Origin of the sequence: Aestuariibacter sp. A3R04 (assembly GCF_018860805.1) — a bacterium.
In the GTDB taxonomy this organism is placed as follows: domain Bacteria; phylum Pseudomonadota; class Gammaproteobacteria; order Enterobacterales; family Alteromonadaceae; genus Alteromonas.
The window spans coordinates 1-19,363 of record NZ_JAHKQR010000009.1; the positions used below are offsets into that span (position 1 = coordinate 1).

Annotated in this window: 14 protein-coding genes; 9 read left to right on the forward strand and 5 right to left on the reverse strand. The window is 47.8% G+C overall.

The annotated features are described in order from the left end of the window. Positions 1-142 precede the first annotated feature (142 nt). The 3 genes from KO518_RS08970 (at position 143) to KO518_RS08980 (ending at position 4,544) form a co-directional block, all read left to right on the forward strand. Positions 143-829 (forward strand): type 1 glutamine amidotransferase domain-containing protein, encoded by a 687-nt coding sequence (locus tag KO518_RS08970; RefSeq protein WP_216025518.1) that lies wholly within the window; start codon positions 143-145, stop codon positions 827-829. Between the two features lie 307 nt (positions 830-1,136). Beyond that, the gene (locus KO518_RS08975; RefSeq protein WP_216025519.1) at positions 1,137-2,381 is read left to right on the forward strand and encodes an HlyD family secretion protein; all 1,245 of its coding nucleotides are present in this window, start codon (positions 1,137-1,139) and stop codon (positions 2,379-2,381) included. Further along, positions 2,382-4,544, forward strand: coding sequence for a peptidase domain-containing ABC transporter (locus KO518_RS08980; protein ID WP_216025520.1), 2,163 nt, complete (start codon positions 2,382-2,384; stop codon positions 4,542-4,544). A gap of 13 nt (positions 4,545-4,557) precedes the next feature. On the opposite strand, the gene argR is transcribed toward KO518_RS08980, so the two are convergent. Continuing rightward, complete coding sequence (argR, locus tag KO518_RS08985) at positions 4,558-5,022, reverse strand: transcriptional regulator ArgR (RefSeq protein ID WP_216025521.1); 465 nt, start codon at positions 5,020-5,022, stop codon at positions 4,558-4,560. A 223-nt stretch (positions 5,023-5,245) separates the two neighbouring features. On the opposite strand from argR, the gene mdh reads away from it, so the two are divergent. Next, on the forward strand, positions 5,246-6,184 hold the full coding sequence (gene mdh, locus KO518_RS08990; RefSeq protein WP_216025522.1) for a malate dehydrogenase: 939 nt from the start codon (positions 5,246-5,248) through the stop codon (positions 6,182-6,184). Positions 6,185-6,260: 76 nt separating this feature from the next. On the opposite strand, the gene KO518_RS08995 is transcribed toward mdh, so the two are convergent. The 3 genes from KO518_RS08995 to KO518_RS09005 form a co-directional block, all read right to left on the reverse strand. Further along, on the reverse strand, positions 6,261-7,730 hold the full coding sequence (locus KO518_RS08995; RefSeq protein ID WP_216025523.1) for a flavodoxin domain-containing protein: 1,470 nt from the start codon (positions 7,728-7,730) through the stop codon (positions 6,261-6,263). Positions 7,731-7,748: 18 nt separating this feature from the next. Further along, complete coding sequence (locus KO518_RS09000; RefSeq protein ID WP_216025524.1) at positions 7,749-8,348, reverse strand: PepSY-associated TM helix domain-containing protein; 600 nt, start codon at positions 8,346-8,348, stop codon at positions 7,749-7,751. A gap of 109 nt (positions 8,349-8,457) precedes the next feature. Continuing rightward, positions 8,458-10,839: a TonB-dependent hemoglobin/transferrin/lactoferrin family receptor gene (locus KO518_RS09005; protein WP_216025525.1), complete on the reverse strand. Its 2,382-nt coding sequence runs from the start codon at positions 10,837-10,839 to the stop codon at positions 8,458-8,460. Between the two features lie 192 nt (positions 10,840-11,031). Here KO518_RS09005 and KO518_RS09010 point away from each other — a divergent pair, with 192 nt between their 5' ends. Genes KO518_RS09010 through KO518_RS09020 form a run of 3 tightly spaced genes read left to right on the forward strand, consistent with a single transcriptional unit; the run spans position 11,032 to position 14,097 of the window. Beyond that, on the forward strand, positions 11,032-11,820 hold the full coding sequence (locus KO518_RS09010) for a DUF4198 domain-containing protein (protein ID WP_216025526.1): 789 nt from the start codon (positions 11,032-11,034) through the stop codon (positions 11,818-11,820). A 7-nt stretch (positions 11,821-11,827) separates the two neighbouring features. After that, positions 11,828-12,727, forward strand: a complete 900-nt coding sequence (locus tag KO518_RS09015) for a calcium-binding protein (protein WP_216025527.1) — start codon at positions 11,828-11,830, stop codon at positions 12,725-12,727. Further along, positions 12,724-14,097, forward strand: coding sequence for a DUF2271 domain-containing protein (locus KO518_RS09020; protein WP_216025528.1), 1,374 nt, complete (start codon positions 12,724-12,726; stop codon positions 14,095-14,097). Before KO518_RS09015 ends, KO518_RS09020 begins: the two co-directional genes overlap by 4 nt. A 57-nt stretch (positions 14,098-14,154) precedes the next feature. On the opposite strand, the gene ppc is transcribed toward KO518_RS09020, so the two are convergent. Further along, positions 14,155-16,779 (reverse strand): phosphoenolpyruvate carboxylase, encoded by a 2,625-nt coding sequence (ppc, locus tag KO518_RS09025; protein ID WP_216025529.1) that lies wholly within the window; start codon positions 16,777-16,779, stop codon positions 14,155-14,157. Positions 16,780-17,013: 234 nt separating this feature from the next. Between ppc and KO518_RS09030 the strand changes: the two genes are divergently transcribed. Continuing rightward, on the forward strand, positions 17,014-17,634 hold the full coding sequence (locus tag KO518_RS09030) for an FKBP-type peptidyl-prolyl cis-trans isomerase (protein ID WP_216025530.1): 621 nt from the start codon (positions 17,014-17,016) through the stop codon (positions 17,632-17,634). Positions 17,635-17,758: 124 nt separating this feature from the next. Beyond that, the gene (gene fabV / locus KO518_RS09035; protein WP_216025531.1) at positions 17,759-18,937 is read left to right on the forward strand and encodes an enoyl-ACP reductase FabV; all 1,179 of its coding nucleotides are present in this window, start codon (positions 17,759-17,761) and stop codon (positions 18,935-18,937) included. Positions 18,938-19,363: the final 426 nt, after the last annotated feature.

The window sequence follows — 19,363 nt, forward strand, 5'->3', positions numbered from 1 at the left end:
TCGCGCAAGCGGCCTTTTTTCTTTTCTATCGTTGAGTTTTTCACGGCCCAGGGCCTTGTACCGGTTATATTTAATGTTCCGGAGTAATCCCATCCGGGAGTTGTGCAGTACAAACCGCACATTCATTAATTGGAGATAACCAATGGCTAAACGCATTCTCATGGTGATGACTTCTCATGATATTCTAGGCGATACGGGCAAGCCTACTGGCTTATGGCTGGAAGAGTTCGCTTCCCCTTACTATGCTTTCCTTGATGCTGGCTATACCCTAACACTTGCCTCTACGTTAGGCGGACAAGTACCTGTTGATCCTGTTAGTCTTACCGATGATGCCCTGACAGCAGATACAAAGCGCTACGCTGAAGATGAAGCTGCGCGATCGGCATTAAGTGCTACAATACCTCTTGAAGATGTAAAAACCGACGAGTTCGACGCGGTGTTTTATCCCGGTGGTCATGGCCCTTTGTGGGATCTCTCCGACAATGCTCATTCAAAAATGCTTATCGAATCCATGTTGGGGGCAGGGAAACCTGTTGTGGCTGTTTGTCACGCACCGATCGTACTGAAAGACGTGAACGATAGCCAAGGGCAACCGTATATAAAAGGGCGTGCGGTAACAGGCTTCTCCAATTCCGAAGAAACGGCAGTAGATCTCATCGACGTGGTGCCTTATCTGGTTGAAGATGAACTGGTTAAACGAGGTGGAGAATTCACGAAAAAAGGTGATTTTGAACCCTACGTTGTTGAATCTGGTCATCTCATCACTGGGCAAAACCCCGCAAGCTCACGGCCCGCCGCACAAGCCTTAATGAAGCGTCTCGAAGGCTAAACAGCAACACCTCACCTGTGCTCCCTTCGCTGTGAAAAGGGAGTACTTTACTCACTCTCTATTGTGTTGAAATAACTGTACTTCCATACGGTTATTTGCGTGTTCCGTTTCACGTAATGTATGTGTAGCTAGCTGGTTTAGCTTGTGTAAACCGCATTCTACACAGAGGGCATTACGATGGCATTGCACATTACTCTTTTTCGAAAGCCTCAGAGATCGCGTCTTTGGGAGCTGAGTTTTCGTTCGCGTTATGTACTAATGAGCGTTGTGTTCACGCGTTTATCTGGTATTGCCCTGAACTAAGCACATGGCGAATTTATTCAGAAAAGAAGCGATTGCCCACCAAAAGCAGAAGCTAGACGGCGAAGTGACCATTGTGACGCACTTTTCCTTCAACGTTATTCTGGCTATTATTTTGTTTACCGTTGCGGTGGTGCTGATATTTCTTGCGTGGGGGGAATACCATCGCAAAGAAGTGGTTGCAGGATACCTCAGACCGACAGCGGGCCTAACAAAAATATATCCAGTGGCCCCCGGTATTGTCGATAAGGTCTATGTCAAAGAAAATGAAAACGTGCGGCAGGGGCAAGCAGTAGCACGTATAAGACTGGACCGGCAGCTTTCAACAGGTGTCGCGCTGAACGAATCTATCACGCAGGAATTGATAGTACAGAAACACCTGCTGATGGCAAAAATAGACAATCAGCGCGCATTATATGCGGTAAGCCGCGAACAACACACAGAAAGTATATCTAACCTCGAGTTAAAGATATTCCAGCAAACTAACCAGCTTAATACCCTGGAAGAGCGCATCGCACTGCGTCAAAAAAAGTTAACTAAACTGGCGCGGTTGTTTGAGAAGGGCTACGTTAGTCAATTGGATATGACAGAGCAAAAAGACAGCTTACTAGCCATCCGTCAGCAGCGGGATGATTTGCAGATGGCAGTAAATAGCAGTAAGGCACAACTACGGGAGTTACAGTTTCAGCTCCAGCAATTGCCTATTGAGCTAGATAGTGAAATGGCACAACTGGATGCCGAACTCTCTGGTATCAAACAAAGCTTGGCTCAAGCTGAAGCTCAGCGTAGTTTTGATGTGGTGAGTCATCGCGACGGTGTTATCACTAACATATTAACTACCGATGGTACTATGGCCAGTACCAACAAACCCATACTTACCGTACTTCCCTTAGATGCATCCCTTGAGGCTGTGTTATTTGTTCCTACCCGTGCCTTCGGGTTTGTGGCGCCAGGACAGCATACACGCATCCGCTATCAGGCATTCCCATACCAGCGCTTCGGCATTTACCGCGGGGTGATTAGCCGTGTGTCGAAGTCGGTGATCCTACCCACAGAAACGTCCGCGCCCGTGGCAATACAAGAGCCGGTTTATCAAGTGGTGGTGCGATTAGAGCAGCAGTCCGCAAAAGCATATGGCACTGCAGTGCCGTTGCAAGCGGGGATGTTACTGGAGGCCGATATTATCATAGACAAACGCAGCTTGTTGGAGTGGTTTTTTGAACCCTTGATCAGCTTGAAAGGGGGCGTATAGATGGAGAACGCAAGTGACTTACTTCGCTTTGGCGGGATGAAACGTTTGCCCGTTATTCTGCAAACGGAAGCGGCAGAATGCGGGCTGGCATGCCTTGCTATGGTGGCAAATTATCATGGGTATAAAACCGATCTGGCCCATTTTAGGCAAACCTTCGCGTTGTCTTTGAAAGGGGCAAGTCTTGAAGCATTAATGAACATGTCAGATAAAATGCACCTTCAGGCCAGGGCGCTCAGACTTGAACCCTCTGAGCTGGCAAAACTTCAGACGCCGTGCATATTACACTGGGATCTCTCCCATTTCGTGGTATTGAAAAAAGTGAGGAAGGGGAGTGTTGACATTCACGACCCGGCGCTGGGCGCCCGTACATATACCCTTGATGCATTTTCCAAACACTTTACCGGGGTTGCACTTGAGTTGTTACCAACTCGCGCTTTTCGGTCGAAAGACAAGCGTATAAAAATTGGCTTGTCAGATTTTTACACAGTAATTAGCGGGCTTAAATCTGCACTGGCTAAGGCCTTTCTTTTATCCCTGTTACTACAGGCTTTTGTCATTGCTGGCCCTTACTACATGCAACTGGTAGTCGATGAGGTGATATTAACTCACGATAAAAACTTGCTCCACGTACTGGCTATCGGGTTTGGATTACTCCTTGTGATCGAAATGATCACCAGTGCGGTGCGAAGTACGTTGCTTTTACATTTTGGCAATCTAATGAGCATCCAACTGGGTGCAAACCTGTTCCATCATTTGGTGCGTTTGCCCCTACAGTATTTTGAAAAACGTCACATGGGTGATGTGGTGTCGCGGTTTGGTTCTCTTCAACAAGTGAGACAATTATTAACTGAAGGCATTATTGAAGCGATGATTGACGGCGTTATGGCCATTACGACGCTTGTAATGATCTTTTTGTATAGCCCTCTGTTAAGTGCAGTAGTATTGATATCCATTTTTCTTTATGCAGGGTTTCGCATTGTAATGTTTCGTCCTTTGCGTCAATTGTCGGAAGAAATGATTGTAAGCCAAGCCAAAGAGCAGTCGAACTTTATGGAAACAGTTAGGGGGATTCAAGCCATAAAACTGTTTGGAAGGGAAGTTCAACGCCAGGGGATTTGGCAGAATCGATTTGCTGACAGCCTCAATGCCGCAATTAAGGTTGGGCACTTGAACATTGGCTACGACACCTTCAACAAACTGGTGTTTGGTATGGAAAACGTACTTGTGGTGTATTTGGCTGCCTTACTTGTGATGGGGGGAGATATCACGGTGGGTATGCTCTTCGCTTTTATGTCTTACAAGAGGCAATTTACCGAAAAAACCGCTGCGCTGATAGAAAAGGTGATTGAATTTAAAATGATCGGTTTGCACTTAAATCGATTGGCCGATATTTCGCTGGCAAAGAAAGAGATTAATTTAAGTGGTAATGTACCAACTCATTCACTGACAGGCGCACTGACGTTAAATAACGTGTCGTACCACTACAGCGAAAGTGAGCCACCTGTAATTAAACGCCTCCGACTTGACGTTCGCGCCGGCGAATCTGTGGCAATTATCGGTCCGTCCGGAGGTGGAAAAACGACACTGTTGAAACTGATGCTTGGTTTATTTACCCCTCAGGAGGGAAAGATAGAAGTTGATGGCGTGGACATCAGGCACATAGGGTTAATTCAGTATCGTCAGCAAGTAGCAGCGGTTATGCAAAACGATCAACTACTGTCGGGGTCGGTGGCCGACAATATTTGTTTTTTTGAGTCGGTACCAGATATAGAGAAAGTTGCATGGGCTGCCTCTGTTGCCGCAATACATGCAGACATAATGGCGATGCCTATGGGCTATAACACATACGTTGGAGATATGGGCGCGGCGCTTTCTGGTGGGCAGATCCAGCGTATACTGTTAGCCAGGGCGTTATATCGTCAACCCAAAATTCTCTTTATGGATGAAGCAACCAGCCATCTTGATACACAGTTAGAAGCGTCGGTAAACAGGGCGATAAAGGCGCTGAATATTACCCGAATAATTATTGCACATCGACCGGAAACCATTGCCAGCGCTGACCGCGTTGTTGCTTTGGTGAATGGTGAAGTGGCAGCATTGCCCGAACATGAAAGCACCATGTCTGCGAGCAGCACATATGCGGCTAACAGTCAGGTTTGTTAGCCGCTATAGGTTTTTATACGTTTTCGAATAAATCCTCAACGCGTTGTCTTAGATCTTCAATTTCGCTCACGTCAGCCGGGGCAATAAATATGGTGTCATCACCGGCAATCGTGCCGAGTACGCCATCTTTTTGACTCAGTGAGTCCAGCAGACGCGCGATAAGCTGCGCAGCGCCCGGGCTGGTTCTTATGATTACCATCACATTATTGTGTACAATGTCCAGAACGAGTTGCTTAAGTGGGCTTTTGGCGGTTGGCATGCCAAGCTCAGGCGGTAGGCAATACACCATATCGCCTCTGGCATTTCGGGTACGCACAGCACCAAATTTGCTCAACATACGGGATACTTTTGATTGGCTGATGTTGTCAAAGTTCTGAGATTTTAATGCATCGACGATTTCACCTTGAGAGCCATAGCATTCTGCTTTTAGGATCTCTTTAAAGGCTTTGATCAGTTTTTCTTGTTTTAAATTGGCCATATTTTCCTGTCGTTATTGGTGTTAACGGGTACTTAACGTTATTATTGTGCCGTAGCCTTCAGTTAATCGCAATCAAAATGCATATTCATTCATTAAAATGCATAAATTTGCGGTGAATACCCGATATTCATGCATAAGACCATTGTGTGATTGAGTTTTTACGAGCGTTGATTTACTGTGACGCTCCGTTTTTTGACGAGTATATATCCATAGGAGAAATGGTATGAAAGTAGCCGTGTTAGGTGCTGCCGGTGGTATTGGTCAAGCGCTGTCATTGTTGTTGAAAACACAATTGCCAGCAGGTTCTGAGCTAGCGTTGTACGACGTTGCACCAGTTGTTCCTGGTGTTGCCGTTGACCTGAGCCACATCCCCACCGCGGTGAAAGTTACCGGTCATGGTAAAGATGATCTGGGTGGCGCACTGACTGGTTGTGACGTGGTTTTAATCCCCGCTGGTGTTCCGCGCAAGCCGGGTATGGATCGTTCAGACTTGTTTAACATTAATGCAGGTATTGTAAAAGCGCTTATCGAAGGTGTTGCCGACCACTGTCCTTCAGCGTGTGTGGGTATTATTACTAACCCGGTAAACACCACAGTTGCCATTGCTGCTGAAACATTGAAAGCCAAAGGCGTGTACGACAAGAACAAACTGTTTGGTGTAACTACCCTTGATGTAATTCGTGCGGAAACCTTCGTTGCGGAGCTTAAAGACCTGGACGTTTCCAGCGTTCACGTCCCTGTAATTGGTGGTCACTCCGGAACTACTATTCTTCCTCTCTTGAGTCAGGTTGAAGGTGTTACTTTCTCTGATGAAGAAGTTTCCAGCCTGACTACTCGCATTCAAAATGCAGGCACTGAAGTTGTCGAAGCGAAAGCCGGTGGCGGTTCCGCAACCCTGTCTATGGGCCAGGCGGCTGCGCGTTTCTGTCTGTCTTTGGTTGCAGCAATGCAGGGCGAGAATGTCGTTGAGTACACTTATGTACAAACTGACGAGAGTGAAGACGCTGCGTTCTTTGCTCATCCCGTTCGTTTAGGGCCGAATGGCGTTGAAGAAATATTGCCGTATGGCGAACTGAGTGATTTCGAACAAAAAGCGAAAGAAGACATGCTGGAAGGCTTACGTGGTGACATCAAAATTGGTGTTGAATTCGTAAACGGCTAAGGCAAACAGGTCGTATTTGTAAAAAACCGGCGTAAGCCGGTTTTTTTGTGCAAGCTTTAAAGAACCGGTAAGGGTGTTAGTATATGTCTCTGTGATAACGGTGATGATCAGTCAGCATTTGTAAATCATCATCACCCAGAATATCAATAAGCGTCGCATGTACGCTTTCTCCCATACCTGCATAACTGCCGCACACATAAATTTGCAGGCCCTGCATTATCAACTGCTTTATTTCTTCTGCGTGCTGTCGAAGTTTATCCTGTACGTATTGGGGGTTATCAGGGCAACGTGAAAACACACTGTCGACGCGAATATTATCGTTGTGACAGTTTGGAATAGGCAGGGTAGCTATCGCTATGTCATCGTGGAGCGGATCCCGTTCGCCATATATCACCCATAACAGTGCCGGCTTTATTGCTGATCGTGTATCGGTAAACTTTGCGACTTGTGCCCTGAGTCCGGCTATTCCACTGCCAGCGCCAATGAGAAGAAGCGGCCCATTTCCTACCGATAAATGGCAAGCCGGATTAACTCTTATTCTGCCTTGTATGGCCGAGTGTTCCTCGGCAAATGCCGTTAGCCACCCTGACGCAATCCCGGGGTTGTTTCCATCGCGCATATGGCGCCGGACAATGAGAGTTATTACACCCTCTTTAGGAATGGATGCGATAGTGTAGCTTCTTGTAGCCAGCCTCGGTAGTGCGGTCAATGTATCCGAGAGGCAGGCGTCCGGACCCGGCGTATTGAGTTGCCTTGTTGCCAACCACTGGCGGGCAGTCCAGTTCTGATTATTGATTTCAAAAGTATAGCTGCCGTCTATATCGTGGCTTTGCAGCCATGTTTCGATAGCATCAGCGCTGTTCTGAGGCATGACATCAAGAATGTCGCCAGCTTGCCAGTCACTATTTCCTGGCGTAAGTGTGATCTCAAATAGCGGATGTGCTGTGCCATGGTTCAACTGCTGTCGGGACGACAGCACAAATTCGTCTAACGGGCTGTGGTTGCGTTCTGTGTCATCTTGCAGCCCGTCTTCTCCTTTGGCGTGATCTAAGCGGGTGATGGATGATGCCGGTATTGCGCCCCATACTTGCAACTGTTTATACAATTGCTCGCCAAATGCACAGAAGTGGGGGTATTGGCTGTCGCCTAGAGCCACAACATCAAAGACAAGAGATGACAAACAGCCGGGTTCCTTATTTGTTTTTCTCAGCATGCGAAAAAAAGAGCGGCCGTTGTCCGGCGGTTCACCGTGACCATATGTACTAACGACGAATAACGCCCGTTTTGCCTGTTGTAAGCGCTCCAGGGTGACAGACGACAACGGCAATAAAGCAACGTTGTGGTGTTGTGCTTTCTCGTTGGCATGCATTTCAGCCAGTGCACGGGCGTTGCCTGTTTGACTGGCATAAGCAACGAGAAAATCTGTTTTGTCAGTATTACCTGGCCGCAAGCCAGGTTTATTGTGTTTCCAAAGTAGCACGCAAACCCATAATATATATAGGGTTAAAAGCGCCAGTGCCAGAAGTAGGCGGTCTAATTCAGTCACAGTGTACTGCCCTCACACTCAATGAATAAAAACCAGCATGATGAAAACCGGTATGAGAAGTCCCAGTGCGGTCACAGGCCAGGTTGAAGCCTTATGTGGCGCTTGTTTGATGAGCAACTGCAGGCCGGTAACGGTAAAAATAATAACAATCACCGAAAAAATATCTAAAAACCACTGCCAGAATACGCCGGTGTTGCGGCCTTTATGGAGATCATTGAAATAAGCAATCCAACCTCTGTCGACGCCTTCGTAAATCATTTTGCCGGTTTCCCCATCTATGGCAAACCAGTGATCCTGTCCCGGTCCGGGCCAGGACATATACAATTCTACGCCGTCCCATTCCGCTTCTTTATTTGAAGGGGGGTTAATACTATGGCTGTTTACCAGCCAATCAGTTAGTTCCGACGGTAAACCGGCGTTGCCTTGCGGCAGTAATGTCAGACTTTCCAGTACATTGGCAGGTAGTGTAGCCTCGATGTTTCGGGTCTCAGGCTCTACCTCTATATCGGCGGCGTGATTCAGCGTAATGCCGGTGACAGCAAACATGAGCATGCCAGCTAAACATATTGCTGCGGATATCCAGTGCCATTGGCGGGCACTGCCCAGTGAAATTCGCATGTTTGTCCTAATAGCGCGTATATTGCTTTAAAATAACTAACTATGATAATAGGAATTATTTCTTTTTAGAAGAGCGACCAGCCCGGAATGCAGTCTGGTCGCCGGATTCTCAGAATGTGTAAGAGATATAAACGCTGGCACTTCGGCCTGGCTCAGAAAAACGTTGATATCCATTGTCACTTACCCCAGAAAAGAAACCGCCGTTACCTGCACGAAGGTTTTGTACCACACTCCAGCGATAATATTCTTTGTCTGTCAGGTTGTAGATAGCGCCGGTTAACCTGAGGTTTTCAGTGATATCGAAATAGGCCGTTAAATCGAACACGGTATAACTAGCGGGATAATAGAATGGTCCGCTGCCGTTATTCAACGACGTAAAGCTTTTCTGCGTACTCTTGTTTACACCATCAGAATACACCATGTGGGCTTCAATGCCCCAGTCACGATCATCAGACCGGTAACCCAGTGATACAACCGCGGAATCTGGCGCCAGGGTTTCAAGATCATCTCCTTTGTCGTAAAAATCGAAGTCTGCCTCTGATGCGGGGGTGTATTCAGACTCGTACTCGCCATTGAGCGACGAATAGCTGAACCTGCCAGAAACATTGGGGGTGAAAAAATAGCTACCACTCACTTCAATACCCTGAACAGACACTTCTCCGGTATTTTGCGCTTGCGTGTAGGTATCGAGGGTTGTTATTTCGGTGACGCATTCTCCGGTAAATGCACTACAACTCTCTGTGGTTACATCGGTGCCGTAGGGAGTGGAAAAGGTTTCGCTTTGAATTAAGTGCTTGTAGTTGGTTCTGAACACGTTAATACTCAACTCTCCGTGTTCAAATTCGCCGAGATATCGCACCTCATAACTTACAGATTCTTCTGGATCGAGGTTTGGGTTAGCAACTTCGTCCAGATCGGCGTAGGTCAGCCCAGTTACGCTGTCGGTAATTTCCTCTCCCGAATTGGTACCAAAATAAAGCTCTTGCATGGTAGGCGCTTTGTAGCCCTGAACGGCCTTAGCGATCACCTGATGACCTTCTGCAAATTCATAACTGATACCTACTTCACCAATGAGGGCGTTAAACGACGCATCGGAAACACTCTGCCCGGTGGGGTCTGAAAACCCCTCGTCGAGTTCAGGTTCAAATTTCGTGCTGTCATAGCGGCCCCCGAGACGCAGATTAACCTGGTCAGTGATAGATATCGTATCTGCAAGGTAAACAGAGAATAGGGACTTGCCGGTTTTAGGTACAAACCCCTGATCCCGAATGGGATAGCCATCGACAATATCCGCGTCTGAAGTCTCGCCGTTATAACGACGGTCGTACATGATATTCTCAACGGCAGTATCTTGATAGTTAAAGCCGTATTCCACTACATGGTGAAGACTACTGTGGAAGGTTTTAGTCAAATCGGCGGTAACGTTCAGTGTATCCTGCTCAAAATTTCTGTCTTCAGCACGAAGAATTGCCGGGCCACCTCGGGAATATAAAAAGTCTGTGATGCCAGATGTATATAATTCCTGATAGTCGATGGCAACCGACAGTGAGTCGTAAAATACCTGGTTTGCGTTATCTTGTTTTAAAAACACACCGAAGCGTTCACGATTGTTTTCGTCTTTGGCGCCGAAATTCCAGTAACTGCCACTTTCGCCTTCATTTGGCTCTCTGGAAAGGGGAGAGCCGTCGTTGCTGCGGTCAGACTTCTCATACACAACACCCATTTGCGTTTGGTCATTTACGTGGTAGGCAAGCTTAAAAAGCAAGGCGTTTGACGTGATATCAAAAGGGTCTGCCTGCCCCCTGGCTGGGCCGACAATATCTGCACCATTGTTATGAGCCTGGGTTTCATTACCCTGACGACGGGTAAATTGCAAAAGTGTTTCTAGCTGGCCTGTCCGGTTGGCCACTGAGCCGTGAATGAGCCATTCATTTGACCGGGAGTCAAAACCAGTTTTAACCCGACCTGCAGTATCGTCACCTGTTGCAGATACAAAGTCTGCCGCGTCGTTTGTGACATAAGTGACGGCTCCTGCCAATGCTCCTGAGCCATTATCAACTGCACTGGGGCCACGGGAGATAGTCACGGTTTTGACGTGTTCAACCTCAACGTCACTGCGGCTTGAGCCGAACATGCCATATGCTGCGAACGATGCGGGATTTAAGGTCTCTCCTTGTGCCACACCATCTACTGTAACGGCTACTGCATCTCCACTGAAACCGCGAATATTAAAACCGTCACTCCCAAACCGATTACCAGTGTCATTTACCTGGATACCCGCTACGTAGCGCGCGGTGTCTTCAATATTGGTAATGGAAGCTTCCGATAATGCTGTTGCATCCATGGTTTTTTCGTTGGCGGGAATTTCCGCTGATGCTTCGCTTTGAACCTTTGTCGTGTCTAACTCCGCCTGCGCCTGCGCCTGTGCCGACGTGCTCAAAGCGAAAAGGGTAGAAAGGGAAACAGATAAAGCAGAATGCCTTACATTCATGTGTGACTCCATATCAATAATAAAAGTGCTAATGATTAGTATTTTTATCTGTGTGGTGAGAAAAGGCGGGAAATACTTAGTAAAAAGCCGATCTATAACAACCCTTCCAATCAGATTTGACAACAATGATATTGATAATGATTATCGTTTGCAATATTATCCTGTTAACTTTTACTCGGATATTTGGTCACCATGAATAAAAAAATATTCTTCACTACCGGTGTTTTACTACTGGTCTCAACCTTGTCTCATGCTCACGTACCGTATTTGAAACCGCTAAGCTTTGAGCCAGCGGGGCGCGATATGATTACATTGGATGCCTCTTTTGCGGAGCAATTTTTTGTTCCGGAAGTCGCTATCAGCAAAGCCCTATTTGATGTCGTTGCGCCTGATGGTGTGAAATCTGATGTTGAGACTGTGGTTAATTTAACTACCCGAAATGTCCTTGAACACGAGCTTGATCAGAATGGTACCTATCGATTTTCTACCGGCAATCGCAAAGGCGCTATTTTTCGCGTGTACGAATTAAACGGAGAGCGAGGCTCGGTGCGCGGCAATGATGAACCTTTACCGGAAGGTGCCGAGCTTAAGTCTCATTTTCAATCGGTAACCAGCGCAGTGACTTATGTGACCAAAAAGGGACCTACAAATCAAGCGCTTAAAGCAACCGGGGTGGGGTTGGAAATGGTGCCTGAAACACACCCAAACAGCCTGTTTACCGGTGATACCTTCACCTTTACGCTTACGTATGATGGCGTACCCGTTCCGAATCACGACATAACGCTTTACCAGGGCCATGACCAGTTCTCTGAAGAGTCTGATTCGCAAAACTTAACCAGTGATAACAACGGTAAAGTGTCTGTGACCTTGTTGACGCAAGGCGTATACCTTGTGATGGCCCGTTTGCGTGCTGATTCTCCCGAGGGCGCACCAGTACCTGCTTACAGCTATACCACTACATTAACGATTGAAGCATTCTGAGGATCCCATGTTTAAGAAAATACTTACCGTATCCATCGTTGCCATGGCATTTAATGGTTACCTGGAAGCTGCCCCCCACAGTGCCAGTGGCATTATTCTTACCTATGACTTAAATAGTGATGAAACGCTGTCGATGGAAGAATTTGTAGCCGCCAGACGCGCGCGGTTTATCGCCACCGATACCAACAAAAACGGCACTATAGAAGAAGGTGAATATGTGTACGAATGGGAGGGAACGCTTTCTGCACGCATGGCGGCTGACAGAAAAGCATCAGTGAAACAGACGCACATCCGGTTCAATGCCATTGATAAAAATGATGATGGTTTTATTGCCAAGTCCGAGCTGGATGCTGTAGGTGAAAAAGGGTTTACCCGTCTCGACAAAGACAAGGACGGAGTGATTCGCGCAACGGATCCTGATCCGGAAAACACATCAACCAGCGACAAACCCAGGCTGGAACAAAGGGCCATGCTACGCATGCCTACCACACATAATGTGGCCGGTTTTATGGGCCTTTACGATACAAATGGCGACGATGTTGTGGACAGCGCCGAGTTTCAGGCCGTCAGAGACGCACACTTTCAGCGCACAGATGAAAATGGTGATGGCAAACTTACCGAACAGGAATACGTACTTGAGTTTGAAGATCGCCTGGATAAACAGTACGAAAAAACCTACGACCGTCAGATTAAACAGACCTATGTGAGGTTTGGCGTGTTAGACACCGATGAAAATGGTCGTATGACGTTCAATGAGTACATGCGTTCAGGCATGCGGGCATTTATGCGTTACGACACTAGCGGGGACGGTATACTATCTCTGGCTGACCCTGCGCCTGTTAGAAAAGCCCCAGTTGATACGGCCAGCGATCCTCGACAAACCAACACAGCACAAGTGACGCGATGACGGGCGGAAAGTATACCTGTCTGGTCATTTTGTTGTGTCTGTCATTTGTCGTACAGGCAGGCTCGGCAGAGGATTCGGTATCCGTGCCATTCAATGGTCAAACGTTGTATATCGACGGCGATGCAACGTTTTTGCGTACTGTAAATGTACCTCAGATAGAAGCACTTTGGCGTGATACCCAGGCTGAACTGACTGGCGACAAGGCAGAGAGCGCAGTAGCCCTGCTCAATGAAAAGGGCGTTGCCATCCTTTCTCCATGGCTATTTCAAGCCCTAAGCTTGTGCGAAAAATGGTTTGCACGAACAGAGGGTAAAGTGAGTTGTAGAAACGGAGCGTTACTCAGTTATTGGCAACAACACATTTACGACGATGGGCCAATGGAGCGCAGGGAAGCGCGGCGATTAGCTCGTCAGTCAAGAGTGGCCAAAGTGCAACTGGACAAGACAACACTCACCGCTAACGTGCTCTCAGGTGAACAATTGATATGGAACCTCACTTTTCTGAACGACGGTATCGTACTGGATAGAATTTATCAGTACTTAAGTAGTCTCGGTGCGCCCACTGGTCTCCGTTTACGCCTTAACGGATTGACGGTGAATTTGCAGGAGAGAGGGGCAGAAAACGGCAAGGCAGAAGAACGGCAAATTATATTCGCCGCTTCCCTCAACGGACGTGCCCGGAAGATAATGCCAGGCGCGGCGCAATTCGGTGTGCTCGATCACAGCGACGGTTGGCCAGTGTCGGAACGGGATGTCCGCGGGGTGGCCAACTCGGCTACGGAAGCTGCGATGGTGGCGTATCTTGGTGCTGTAGCCAGTACGCGCGAGTTGGCGCAATTCGCAGACGAAAAGTCGCAGGTATACATTCAGACTATTGATCGACAAGAACGGGTATTTGCTACGCCGGGATATTATTCCAAGGTGGGCATGGCGAATGAGACCCGCAGTTTTGATATGACAATGACATTGCCTGAATTCAATATTCCCAATTACCATGGCCCGTATGTCGCAGTTTGGTTGACGAACAACAGACTGGAAATAGTGAAGCATCTTGCCATTCGCGGTAATAGTGAACGTTGGCTCAGTGAGTTGCGTACCTGGTGGCGGAAGGTCGGGCGGATGAACAGTGACTTGATCGACGGTTTTGCAGGAGCAACGAGAAAGAATCACTCTCTGACACTGCACTGGGATGGTTATAATGAAGCTGGAAAACCAGAACCCGACACCCTTTTAGTCTTGCACATTGAGGTGGCACGGGAAGAAGGGGGGAGGGACTACATTAAAGTGCCGCTTGATTTGTCGGCTCCGTGGCAAGATAAAATCGTCATAACCGGTACCGGCGAAATTGGCACAATAGCACTTTGGCAATGAATGGATAGCAATAAAAAAAGGCCTTAAAGGCCTTTTTTATTGCGGTATTGTGTATTGTTACCCTGTATTGCGCATACCAATGGCAATTCCGGCGATGGTTACCATCATGGCGCGTTCCAACACCGGGTTGTGAGCGTCGTCGCCTGCTTTTCTAATGCGGTCGAGCAACTCAATTTGCAAATAATGCAAAGGTTGCAGATAGCCGGCGCGAATGTTCATTGATTCCTTGCCTTGGGGGTCCTTGTCCATAATGCTTTCCTGGCCAGTGAGGGCGAGCAGCGAGTTAATGCTCTCTGTGAGCTCTTCTCGCAAGGCTTCTCCGAAGTGCTTTAACTCATCGGGAACAAGACGGTCATCATAGGCCTCACTTATCCTAGGGTCAGACTTTTGGAATACCATGTCCAGCATAGACAACCTTGAGCGGTAGAAGGGCCATTCAGTGAACATTTCTTCCACTACTTTCTGATCGCTTTTTGCCTTAACCGAGTCGATGGCACGCATTACACCCAGCCATGAAGGCAATACCAATCGAGTTTGCGCCCAGGCAAATATCCATGGAATGGCGCGCAAACTTTCTATTCCACCTGACGGCTTGCGTTTAGCAGGTCGGCTGCCCAATGGCAATTTACCCAGTTCTTGTTCCGGTGTTGCCACTCTAAAATAAGGCACAAAGTCCTTGTCGTGGCGAACGGTATTGCGATAGTTGTCACGGCCTTCTGCTGCCATTCTGGTGATGAGATCACGCCACTCTGGTTTTGGCTCAGGGGGCGGGAATAACATGGCTTCAATAATGGCAGAAGCGTAAATGCCTAAGCTGCGTTTCGCCAGTTTAGGCATGCCAAATTTGTAGCGAATGGTTTCGCCTTGCTCGGTTACGCGAAAGCCACCTTCCAGCGAACCTGGAGGTTGAGAGTGAATGGCGGCGTGAGCAGGCAAGCCGCCGCGGCCGATAGTGCCACCGCGACCGTGAAAAAGAGTCAGCATAGTTTCAAATTCGTCAGCCACTTTCACCAAGGCTTCCTGAGATTCGTATTGAGCCCAGCCCGCAGCCAGCGCACCAGCGTCTTTTGCAGAATCAGAATAGCCAATCATGACAAACTGACGACCTTTGATGTAACCGCGGTACCAGTCGATAGAGAGCAATTTGCGCATCACCGATGGTGAGTTGTTTAAATCGTCCAGTGTTTCAAACAGAGGTGCTACTGGCATGGGCCAATCTACACCTGACTCCTGCAACAATAACTGCACAGCAAGAACATCGGAAGGCTCGCTGGCCATCGAGATAATGTAAATGCCGAACCCTTCCTTGCGATGCTGAGCGATGACTTTACAGGTATCGAGAACTTCTTTTACATCGTCCGATGCATCCCATTGAGCCGGGAAAAGCGGTCGTTTGGAGCTGAGTTCACGAAGCAAGAAGGCCTGTTTGTCGGCCTCACTCCATTGTGCGTAGTCGCCCAGTCCGAGGTAGCGGGTAATTTCGCTAAATACATCTGCATGGCGCTCGGAATCCTGTCGAACGTCGAGGCGTAACAAATGAACACCGAAGCATTTTACCCGACGTATGGTGTCAAGAAGCAAACCATTTGCCGTGACTTCCATTCCGCACTCAACCAGCGATTCATAACACAACAGCAGAGGCTCAAGTAATTCGTCGTTGCTTTGTATCCATTCTGACTGGTCGACTTTTTTGCCCGACAGATAATCAGCAATACCGTCTCTGGTGACGCTACAACGTTTGACCAACGGACGCAATAAAGCGCGATATGGTTCGTTTGCGTCGTCGCCGGCAACGCTGCGAAGAGCGTCGCTGCAATCGAACATTGAAAGCTCAACCTGCAAACGGTCGAGGTCGGAAGCAAAGAGTTTAGCTGCACGTTTGCGCGCTAACAACAATACTTGTTCTGTGACTTTGGCGGTAACAAACGGGTTTCCGTCGCGATCGCCACCCATCCAGGAGCTGAACTGAACCGGTGCAGCATCGAGAGGCAGACCTACGTCATAATCGTTTTTAAGACGGTTATCCAGCTCACGCAGGAAATCAGGTACCGCTTCCCACAGCGAGTTTTCGATAACAGAAAAACCCCAACGGGCTTCATCGACCGGTGTGGGCCGCACAGAACGGATTTCTTCAGTATGCCACGCTTGACTTATCAGGTCGGCAATTCGGGTTTCAATGCGCTCGCGTTCGTGGGCGTCAAGACTTTCCTGATGAATACTCTGTAAACACTGAGCCAGTTCTTTTTGCTTGTGGATAAGTGTGCGTCGGGTTACTTCCGTTGGGTGGGCGGTAAGTACAAGATCAATATTGAGCTTTGACACCGCTTTTTGTACGTTGTCCGCCGAAAGTTCGGCTTTGTCGAGATGCTCAAAAAGTGCATCCATGGATGCATCCACACTCATCGCACTGTTGTATTCCTGCTCGGCAATATTCCCCAGGGTGAGGAACTGCGCAAAAGCTCGGCCAACTGTCAAAAGATCAGAATCTTCCAGTTTTTTGAAAATTTCTTTCAGGTTTTCACTTTTGGTATTGTCGCCTTGATAAGAGGCTCTCCCGTCTTTTCTGATCGTTTCAATACGCTCAAGCCACTCTTCGCCTAATTCAGCTTTAATGGTCTTGCCCAGGACTTTTCCCAGGTACCGCACTGTGTCTCTCAGTTCGGCGTCATAGTGTGATTGCATAGCATCCTCCTATATTGTATGGCCATAACCTTACTCCATTATGATTTAAATTGTCTAACCACTTTCAGTTATAAATTAAACCTTAATGAAAAGTTCACTTAACGGAAAGTTAAGCCCCAAGCATGTTTGCGAGGGATATGATACACTGCGCCACAGCAAAATTAGCATACTGTTAATTCGCTCTTTGTCGTTCAATTTTTGAACGTATCTCGTAATTTAATTTCAGGAGTCAATGTGTCTGACAAATTTACCAGCGTAGAAACGCAAGCAAGCTATGGTGTTGGTTTCCAAATGGGAGAGCAACTAAAATCTAACCCTTTCGAAGGGCTCTCTCTGGACGCTGTAGTTGAAGGACTTCGCGATGCGTTTAACGGTGAAGCTTCGCAGGTTGACACCGACACGCTGCGTAATGCGTTTGGCGAAATTCATCAGCGTATGCAAGCGGCTAAAGCCGAAGAGAGCAAAGCCGTAATCGAAGAGGGAAGTGCGTTTCTGGCGAAAAATGCTGAGCGAGACGAAGTGTCCGTTACAGATAGTGGTTTGCAATACGAAGTGATTGAAGCCGGTGAAGGCGACAAGCCCGCTGCTGACAGCACTGTACGTGTACACTACCACGGTACACTCATCGATGGCTCGGTGTTCGACAGCTCATACAAGCGCGGACAACCTGCAGAGTTTCCTGTAAATGGCGTTATTCGCGGTTGGACAGAAGCCTTGCAAATGATGCCTGTTGGCGCGAAGTGGAAATTGTACATTCCACACGAGCTGGCATACGGCGAACAGGGTGCTGGTGGCGCAATTGCCCCTTATAGCACCTTAGTGTTTGATGTTGAGCTACTCGACATTCTGGGGTAATTTCCCTTCCGATGGCAGTGCACACTGCCATCATTAAATTTTTTTGTCTTACACCATCTGCTCAGAGTTGTTATCCCGGATGACACAATTACAATACCCGCATTGTTTATGAAGGAAAAAGAATATGGTTATCAAGCCTAAAGTGAGAGGCTTTATCTGCACAAATGCGCACCCTGCTGGCTGTGCTGCTTCAGTTGCCGAACAAATCCGCTATATCAAAAAACAAGGCGACCTGGGTAAGGGCCCGAAAAACGTATTGGTAATTGGCTCTTCCACAGGGTATGGCCTTGCGTCCCGAATTACAGCAGCGTTTGGCTATGGCGCGAAAACCCTGGGCGTTTGTTTCGAAAAAGCACCCACAGAGCGTAAAACCGGCACTGCCGGATGGTATAACACAGCCGCGTTCCACAGAGAAGCAGCAGAAAGCGGTTTATATGCGCAAACACTCAATGGCGACGCCTTTTCTGATGAATTGAAAGACGAAGCGATTGCGAAAATTAAAGCAGACCTCGGTCAGGTTGACCTGGTTATTTACAGCCTTGCTTCACCCCGCCGCACTGACCCGGTTTCCGGCGAGACTTTCAAGTCTACCTTAAAGCCTGTTGGTCAGTCGTACACCACGAAAACCTATGACACAGACAAAGACAAAGTTCACGATGTCACACTGGAACCCGCTTCAGACGATGAAATTTACAACACCATAAAAGTGATGGGCGGTGAAGACTGGGAACGTTGGATGGATGCCTTGGCTGATGCTGGTGTATTGGCTGAAGGCTGTAAAACCACAGCATATACGTACATTGGTAAAGCCCTGACCTGGCCAATTTACGGGCAGGCGACCATTGGGAAAGCGAAAGAAGATCTCGACCGCGCTGCCGCAGCGATCATTGGCAAGCATACTGACTTGCTGGTAGAGGCGCATGTTTCTTCGCTAAAAGCGCTGGTGACACAGGCGAGTTCTGCTATTCCCGTTATGCCACTTTATATCTCTCTCATATATAAAGTGATGAAGGAAGAAGGCACTCACGAAGGTTGTATTGAACAGATATATGGTTTGTTTAATCAGTGCTTGTACGGTGATACACCAACATTAGATGAAGCAAATCGCTTTCGCATGGATGGCAAAGAAACCAACGATGCCACACAGGCTAAAATTCAGGCGCTGTGGGATGAAGTGACGCAGGAAAATTTCCACACGCTGAGTGACTACGCAGGCTATCATCACGAGTTCCTCAAGCTGTTCGGCTTTGATATTGAAGGTGTGGATTACGACGCCGATACAGACCCAATGGTCAGCTGGTAAATAAAGAGTACAGAAAAAAGCCGTCGATGAAGTGACGGCTTTTTTACGCCAGTAACATTAAATTGAACCCAGGTTGTGTGCTGTGCAGCAAAAAAATGTGATAAAATCCTGCCGCGCTGGTGTTCGTCAGCCCGGCAGCAGTGTCCGAAGAGGGTTACGCGTATGGGTTACGCGGTTGGAATAAATAAGGGTACTGCCGCTCAGAGACTGGCCATGTAACGAATTGTTTGCGAAAAATGGGTTTCGGTTATTTTAACTATTAACAAAAATTGTGATTAATCCATTATTTGCATAGCCTATTTCGCGAAATTGGTGCTAAAATCCCGTAGTTAAGTGGGGGAGTCGCCTTCTCCGCTTTTGTTGTTCTACGGGTTAACAGTCTTGAAAGGTCCGTCGGCCAGACAGCAATTCAACAATAATTATATT

Bases quoted from the DNA above. Each gene is read 5' to 3' on its own strand.
- fabV (WP_216025531.1), top strand. From the start codon at position 17,759: ATGGTTATCAAGCCTAAAGTGAGAGGCTTTATCTGCACAAATGCGCAC.
- KO518_RS09010 (WP_216025526.1), top strand. From the start codon at position 11,032: ATGAATAAAAAAATATTCTTCACTACCGGTGTTTTACTACTGGTCTCA.
- KO518_RS08970 (WP_216025518.1), top strand. From the start codon at position 143: ATGGCTAAACGCATTCTCATGGTGATGACTTCTCATGATATTCTAGGC.
- mdh (WP_216025522.1), top strand. From the start codon at position 5,246: ATGAAAGTAGCCGTGTTAGGTGCTGCCGGTGGTATTGGTCAAGCGCTG.
- ppc (WP_216025529.1), bottom strand. From the start codon at position 16,779: ATGCAATCACACTATGACGCCGAACTGAGAGACACAGTGCGGTACCTG.
- KO518_RS08975 (WP_216025519.1), top strand. From the start codon at position 1,137: ATGGCGAATTTATTCAGAAAAGAAGCGATTGCCCACCAAAAGCAGAAG.
- KO518_RS09005 (WP_216025525.1), bottom strand. From the start codon at position 10,839: ATGAATGTAAGGCATTCTGCTTTATCTGTTTCCCTTTCTACCCTTTTC.
- KO518_RS09015 (WP_216025527.1), top strand. From the start codon at position 11,828: ATGTTTAAGAAAATACTTACCGTATCCATCGTTGCCATGGCATTTAAT.
- argR (WP_216025521.1), bottom strand. From the start codon at position 5,022: ATGGCCAATTTAAAACAAGAAAAACTGATCAAAGCCTTTAAAGAGATC.
- KO518_RS08980 (WP_216025520.1), top strand. From the start codon at position 2,382: ATGGAGAACGCAAGTGACTTACTTCGCTTTGGCGGGATGAAACGTTTG.
- KO518_RS09000 (WP_216025524.1), bottom strand. From the start codon at position 8,348: ATGCGAATTTCACTGGGCAGTGCCCGCCAATGGCACTGGATATCCGCA.
- KO518_RS09020 (WP_216025528.1), top strand. From the start codon at position 12,724: ATGACGGGCGGAAAGTATACCTGTCTGGTCATTTTGTTGTGTCTGTCA.